This is a genomic window from Sinomonas sp. (genome assembly GCF_051955515.1).
Lineage (GTDB): Bacteria > Actinomycetota > Actinomycetes > Actinomycetales > Micrococcaceae > Sinomonas.
The window spans coordinates 1-4678 of sequence record NZ_JBQCGQ010000131.1; the positions used below are offsets into that span (position 1 = coordinate 1).

A 4678-nucleotide genomic window follows, 5' to 3' on the forward strand; every position below is an offset into this window, starting at 1 on the left:
GTGAAGGAGCGGTCTTCGTAGACCGTGATCTCCACGGGGATGACGTTGCCGCGCTGGGATTCCGTTGCGGCGTTGTACGCCTTGCAGAATTCCATGATGTTGACACCGTGCTGACCGAGCGCAGGACCGATCGGCGGGGCCGGGTTGGCGGCGCCTGCCTGGATCTGCAGCTTGATGAGGCCGGTGACCTTCTTCTTGGGAGCCATTGAGGATCCTTCTCTTCCATTGCTTCCTGGGCAGCAGGAGCGCCGACCAGGTGGTGACTGCCCTGGCTAGACAGTCGGCCGCCCCGGGGCCGGCAAAGCAACCGGACCCGGGGCGAAGTCTTCAGTTGGAGGTCTCAGATCTTCGAGACCTGGTTGAACGCGAGCGTCACGGGCGTCTCGCGTTCGAAGATCGAGACCAGCACCACAAGAGTCTGGGACTCGGGCTTGATCTCGGAGATCGTGGCCGGAAGCGTTTCGAAGGGGCCTTCCTTGACGATCACGGACTCGCCGACCTCGAAGTCGACGGTCACGGGGGCGCTCGGCTGGCGTCCGCCGCCCTTGCCTGACGCCTTCGCCTCGGCCTGCTGCTCCTGCTCGAAGACCGGCGCGAGCATGCTGAACACCTCATCGAGGCGCAGCGGAACCGGGTTGTGCGCGTTGCCGACGAAGCCGGTGACGCCCGGCGTATGGCGGACAGCGCCCCACGAAGCATCGGTGAGATCCATGCGGACCAGGACGTAGCCGGGGATCCGGACGCGCTTGACGATCTTGCGCTGCGCGTTCTTGATCTCGACGACTTCTTCCATCGGGACCTGGATCTCGTAGATGAAGTCTTCCATGTCCAGCGTCTGGACACGGGTCTCGAGGTTCGCCTTCACGCGGTTCTCGTAGCCTGCGTACGAGTGGATCACGAACCAGTCGCCCGGCTGGCGGCGGAGCTTGGCCTTGAAGTCCTCTGCGGCCTTCGCGGCTGCTTCGGCAGGGTCCACCGGCGCTTCCGCAGGAGCCTCACCGTCCGCGGGCTCTTCCTCGGAGGCAAGCTCCTCGTCCGCGGCGAGCTCCTCCTCGCCCGCGAACTCGTCCTCGGCCACTTCCTCCGTCGCGGAGGAGTCCTCGACTGAGGAATCCTCGGTGAACGAGGAATCCTCATCGAATGCAGCCGACGCTGAGTCGGGCACCGCAGCGGGCACCGGGGCAGCGTCGCTGAAGACGGCGGCCTCGGGTGCCGGGGCCTCGCGCTCGGTCTCGTGCTCAGACACTTAGTCTCCTGCTCTCCTCTTGCGACTTAAATGCGAATCCGCACACCACGCCGCCGGACCGACTTTCCCGGTCCGGACGCGGTCTGCGGAGACTGGCCTTACTTGCCCTGCGACGACCCATCGAAGACCCAGCCGACGCCGAGCCCGAAGAGGAAGTCGAGAACGAAGACGACCACCATCATGACCACCACGAATGCCAGCACCACGAACGTCATGTTCAGGAGCTCCTGCCGGGTCGGCGTGACGACCTTGCGCAGCTCACCGATGACCTGGCGGAAGAAGAGCGCGAGCCGTCCGAAGAAGCCGAGCTTCTTCGCCTGCTTGGCCGGGCGTCCCTGCGAGCTGCTCGCAGTTGTTTCGGTCACCTGATCCTCGCTCATCCTGTATGGCCGCAGGCCACTCTCCGCTGGACCCGTCGTGCGCGTGCTGACTCGCCCCCGCAATGCCGGGACATGCCGTGCGCAGGGCAGACAGGACTCGAACCTGCAACCTGCGGTTTTGGAGACCGCTGCGCTACCAATTGCGCCACTACCCTTCGATCAGAACACCGAGTTCCCAGCCTATCAAGGATCCCGGCCCGGTTCCTCCGCGAGGAGGTGCTGGGCACGGGGCACTCAGTGGCAACTGACACCGATGGACTAGTTTACGCATATTCGCGCCCTGCGTCGAACTGACCCTCAGACACGTCCAGCGGGGACTCAAGCGCCTAGAGTTGGAGGGGCGGGCCAAGCCCGCCCCTCGCCAGCATTCCGCCGACCGAAAGTCAGGAGAGCCCCATGACCTCCGCCCGCGTCTCCCAGCGCATCGGATCCATCGCCGAATCCGCCACTCTGGCCGTCGACGCGAAGGCGAAGGCGCTCAAGGCTGCAGGGCGCCCGGTCATCGGCTTCGGCGCGGGAGAACCGGACTTTCCGACCCCCGACTACATTGTCGAGGCTGCCATCGAGGCGGCCAGGCAGCCCAGGTTCCACCGCTACTCCCCCGCCGGCGGCCTCCCCGAGCTGAAGCAGGCGATCGCCGAGAAGACCCTCCGCGACTCGGGCTACGAGACGCAGGCCTCGCAGGTCCTGGTGACGAATGGCGGCAAGCAGGCGGTCTACAACACGTTTGCTACCCTCCTCGATCCGGGCGACGAGGTGATCCTCCCCGCGCCGTACTGGACCACCTATCCCGAGGCGATCCGTCTCGCCGGGGGCGTCCCCGTCGAGGTCTTCGCCGGCCCCGAGCAGGGCTACCTCGTGACCGTCGAGCAGCTCGAGGCCGCCCTGACCGAGCGCACCAAGATCCTGCTCTTCGTCTCGCCGTCGAACCCGACGGGCGCCGTCTACGAACCCGAGCAGGTCAAGGAGATCGGCGAATGGGCGGCCTCCAAGGGCCTCTGGGTCGTGACCGACGAGATCTACGAGCACCTCACCTATGACGGAGTTCCGTTCACCTCGATCGCGACGGCCGCACCCGCGCTCGGCGACAAGGTGGTCATCCTCAACGGCGTCGCCAAGACCTACGCGATGACCGGCTGGCGCGTGGGCTGGATGATCGGCCCGTCCGACGTGATCAAGGCGGCGACGAACCTGCAGTCACACGCGACGTCCAACGTCTCGAATGTCTCCCAGATGGCGGCCCTCGCGGCTGTCTCGGGTCCGCTCGATGCCGTGGAGGAGATGAAGGTCGCGTTCGATCGGCGCCGCAAGGCCATGGTCGGAGGCCTTTCCGCCATTGCGGGAGTCGACTGCCCCACCCCCCACGGCGCCTTTTACGCCTACGCGGATGTGCGGGGACTCCTCGGCAAGGAGATCGGCGGGATCCGCCCCGCGACGTCGGCCGAGCTGGCCGCACTCATCCTCGACAAGGTCGAGGTCGCGATCGTGCCCGGCGAAGCCTTCGGTCCGAGCGGCTTCGTTCGCCTCTCGTACGCCTTGGGCGACGACGATCTCGCCGAAGGCGTGGGCCGCATCCAGGAATTCCTCGGCACCGCGCGCTGAGCATGCCTCTCGACGACCGGCCGGCGGAGCATTCCGCCGGCCGGCGGTCGTTCACGGCGATCGTGAACCCGGTGGCCGGCGGCGGCCGCGCAGCGGCGGCGTGGGCGCCGATCGCACAGATCCTCCACGAGGCGGGCGCTACTGTGCGCACCGAAACCACCCGGACAGCGGCCGACGGCGCCCGGCTGGCTTCGGCGGCAGCGGCCCGGGGCGATGTCGTGGTCGCCGTGGGAGGCGACGGGGTCGCGCGCGACGTCGCGGACGCCGTCGCCCGCTCCTCAGGGACGTTCGCGCTCGTGCCTGCCGGCAGGGGGAACGGACTCGCCGCCAAGCTGAGCCTTCCCCGGGAGGCCGCGGCGCTCGCCGAGCTGCTGATCTGCGGCACCGAGCGCCGGATCGACCTGCTCGAGGTCGCGGGGAAGCTCGCACCGGGAAACGCATATTCGGGACTCGATGCCGTGGCGAATCTCATGATGAACGATTCCCGAATCCCAGCGGGCATCGCGTATCGGGTGGCCCCCGTGCTGGCCGTCGTCCGCTGGAAGCCTGCACGCTTCGAGATCGACGTGGACGGCGAGCGGCACAGCCTCGCGGCTCATCTGGTGGTCATGGCCAATTCGGGGCGGTACGGCCACGGCCTGGACATCGTTCCCGACGCTGTGCTCGACGATGGGCTCGTCCACGTTCTCGTCGCCGGGGCCGAGATCCCCAAGCGGCGGATCGCGCGGTTCATGAAGCTGGCCGAGGAGGGTCTTCACATCCAGGAGCCCGGAGTGCGGCGCTTCAGCGGGACGCACATTTCGGTGTCCGCGGATCGTCCGCTCCCCCTCTGCGCCGACGGCGACCAAGTCGGCGAGCTCCCTGCCACCGTGACCAGCAGGCCACTGGCCCTGCGCGTCGTCGCGCCCTAGCCACGCGGCTGCCAGATACGGGCTACCAGATACGGCGGTCCGCGGCCCACCGGCTCAGCTCGTGCCGGTTGGTGAGCTGGAGCTTGCGGAGCACGGCCGAGACATGGGTCTCGACCGTCTTCACCGAGATGAACAGCTCCTTCGCAACCTCCTTGTAGGAGTAGCCGCGCGCGATGAGCCGCATGACCTCGAGCTCGCGCGCGGAGAGCCGATCGAGCTCATCGTCAGCGACCGCGGAGGTTCCGAAGGCATCGAGCACAAAGCCGGCGAGCCGGGGGGAGAAGACGGCGTCGCCGCCCGCCACCCGCAGGATCGCGTCTGTGATCTCGGGGCCCGAAGCCGTCTTCGTGACGTAGCCGCGGGCGCCGGCACGGATCACGGAGACCACGTCCTCGGCCGCGTCGGAGACGCTGAGCGCGAGGAAACGCACACGCGGGAGCAGCGCCGCCGAGCGCGTCAGGACTTCCCGTCCTCCCCCTCCGAGTCCACCCGGAAGGTGCACGTCCAGCAGCACCACCTGGGGCCGCAGCTCGCCGATG

General features: G+C 67.7%; 5 protein-coding genes, 1 tRNA gene and 1 pseudogene. 2 read left to right on the top strand and 5 right to left on the bottom strand.

The genetic code is table 11. The annotated features are described in order from the left end of the window. The 4 genes and pseudogenes from ACTHL9_RS07265 to ACTHL9_RS07280 all read right to left on the bottom strand — a co-directional run. Positions 1-206 (bottom strand): annotated as a pseudogene (locus ACTHL9_RS07265) (50S ribosomal protein L11); the annotation flags it as partial. A gap of 134 nt (positions 207-340) precedes the next feature. Next, positions 341-1246: a transcription termination/antitermination protein NusG gene (nusG, locus tag ACTHL9_RS07270; protein WP_440518181.1), complete on the bottom strand. Its 906-nt coding sequence runs from the start codon at positions 1244-1246 to the stop codon at positions 341-343. Between the two features lie 98 nt (positions 1247-1344). Further along, on the bottom strand, positions 1345-1626 hold the full coding sequence (gene secE / locus ACTHL9_RS07275; RefSeq protein ID WP_138414252.1) for a preprotein translocase subunit SecE: 282 nt from the start codon (positions 1624-1626) through the stop codon (positions 1345-1347). 82 nt (positions 1627-1708) lie between these two features. Continuing rightward, positions 1709-1781 (bottom strand) — tRNA-Trp (locus tag ACTHL9_RS07280). Positions 1782-2022: 241 nt separating this feature from the next. Here ACTHL9_RS07280 and ACTHL9_RS07285 point away from each other — a divergent pair. Both ACTHL9_RS07285 and ACTHL9_RS07290 read left to right on the top strand, forming a co-directional pair. After that, positions 2023-3228 (top strand): pyridoxal phosphate-dependent aminotransferase, encoded by a 1206-nt coding sequence (locus ACTHL9_RS07285; RefSeq protein WP_440518182.1) that lies wholly within the window; start codon positions 2023-2025, stop codon positions 3226-3228. A gap of 2 nt (positions 3229-3230) precedes the next feature. After that, positions 3231-4139, top strand: a complete 909-nt coding sequence (locus ACTHL9_RS07290) for a diacylglycerol/lipid kinase family protein (RefSeq protein WP_440518183.1) — start codon at positions 3231-3233, stop codon at positions 4137-4139. 22 nt (positions 4140-4161) lie between these two features. On the opposite strand, the gene ACTHL9_RS07295 is transcribed toward ACTHL9_RS07290, so the two are convergent. Continuing rightward, a partial coding sequence (locus tag ACTHL9_RS07295; RefSeq protein ID WP_440518184.1) for a LuxR C-terminal-related transcriptional regulator occupies positions 4162-4678 on the bottom strand: 517 nt, incomplete at its 5' end.

Bases quoted from the DNA above. Each gene is read 5' to 3' on its own strand.
- ACTHL9_RS07290 (WP_440518183.1), top strand. From the start codon at position 3,231: ATGCCTCTCGACGACCGGCCGGCGGAGCATTCCGCCGGCCGGCGGTCG.
- ACTHL9_RS07285 (WP_440518182.1), top strand. From the start codon at position 2,023: ATGACCTCCGCCCGCGTCTCCCAGCGCATCGGATCCATCGCCGAATCC.
- secE (WP_138414252.1), bottom strand. From the start codon at position 1,626: ATGAGCGAGGATCAGGTGACCGAAACAACTGCGAGCAGCTCGCAGGGA.